At 75.2% G+C, this 1,442-nt stretch carries 2 protein-coding genes; both read left to right on the top strand.

Annotated features, from left to right (window positions below; translation table 11 throughout):
* Window positions 1-915: VWA domain-containing protein (locus AC13HU_RS37120; RefSeq protein WP_483046406.1), on the top strand; the 915-nt coding region annotated here is incomplete at its 5' end.
* Between the two features lie 319 nt (window positions 916-1,234).
* On the top strand, window positions 1,235-1,442 hold a 208-nt coding region (locus tag AC13HU_RS37115; protein ID WP_483046405.1), incomplete at its 3' end, for a hypothetical protein.

The raw sequence follows: 1,442 nt of genomic DNA, 5'->3' as shown, positions 1-1,442 counted from the left end.
GAGTTGGCGGAGCTGTTCGGCGCGGATGTACGGGAGGAGGTGCTGTCGGCGGCGGCCTCGGCGGGCCGGGTGGACGCCGCGCTCGCCATCGACCCGCAGTCGGCACGCCCCTCCGTCGACCTGCTGCGTACCGTGCTCTCCTACGCGGGCGGCCTGCCCGAGGGCCAACTCGCCCGGCTGCGGCCCCTCGTGGCCCGGATCATCGGCGAACTGACCCGCGCGCTCGCGGTCCGGATGCGCCCGGCGCTGACCGGTCTGGCCCATCCGCGGCCCACCCGCCGGCCGGGCGGCCCGCTGGACCTGGCCCGTACCCTGCGCGCCAACCTCGCGACGGCCGAGCGCGATCCGGTCACCGGCACGGTCAGCGTACGACCCGAGCGGCCGGTCTTCCGCAGCCGCGCCCGCGCTTCCGCGGACTGGCGGATCGTCCTGGTCGTCGACGTGTCGGGGTCCATGGAGTCCTCCACGGTCTGGGCCGCCCTCACCGCGGCCGTGCTCGCCGGAGTGCCCGCGCTCACCACGCACTTCGTGGCCTTCTCCACCGAGGTCCTGGACCTCACCGACCACGTGTCCGACCCGCTGTCGCTGCTGCTCGAAGTGCGCGTCGGCGGCGGCACGTCCATCGCCCGCGGGCTGCGCCACGCCCGCACCCTCGTCACGGTGCCCTCCCGCACCCTCGTCGTCCTGATCAGCGACTTCGAGGAGGGCGACGCGATCGGGCCGCTCCTGGCGGAGGTGCGCGCCCTCGTGGACTCCGGCTGCCGCGTGCTCGGTTGCGCCTCGCTCGACGACGCCGGGCGGCCCCGCTATTCCACTGGCGTGGCCGGGCAGATCGTCAGCGCGGGTATGCCCGTCGCCGCCCTCGGGCCACTCCAACTGGCCTCCTGGATCGGTGAACAGATGCGCGGCCACTGACTCTCCCGGGCTGCCGGGCCCCTTGGCGGGTGCCCCCTTCCACGGAGGACCCCGCACGTCCCCGGGGCGCGGAGAACCGCACGCTCAGCCACGACGGCCCAACCCGGGGGCCCGCAGGCCCAGCCCGGACAGCCGGGTCGCCGGACCACCGGCCGGTGGATGGCTTGGCGCGCAGTTCCCCGCGCCCCTCATCGGTGCACCTCTGCCATGGTGGTGAACCCCAACAGGGGCACGAGGAACGGCGCGGCGGGACACCCACGGAAGAAGCCGCACAGACCCAGGGGCGCGGGGAACGGCGCGACCAACCCACCACCGGCGGGTGGTCCGGGAGCCGACAGCACGGGGGCACCCGGGCGGACCCGTCCAGGAGTACCTGATCGGCGACCCGGACGCGACCGTCGCCCACATCGCCAAGGCCGCCGGGGTGGGCCGGGTCACCGTCGGACCCGTTGTCAGACCCCTGGGGCAGGATGAGGTCGGGGCGTACGACGGGGCGCTGGTGACGGTGCGGGTGAAGGGGTGCGGGG

Source organism: Streptomyces sp. NH27, from assembly GCF_056859195.1.
Note: the sequence above shows the minus strand (reverse complement) of the source record. Positions and strands in the feature narration are given on the sequence as shown.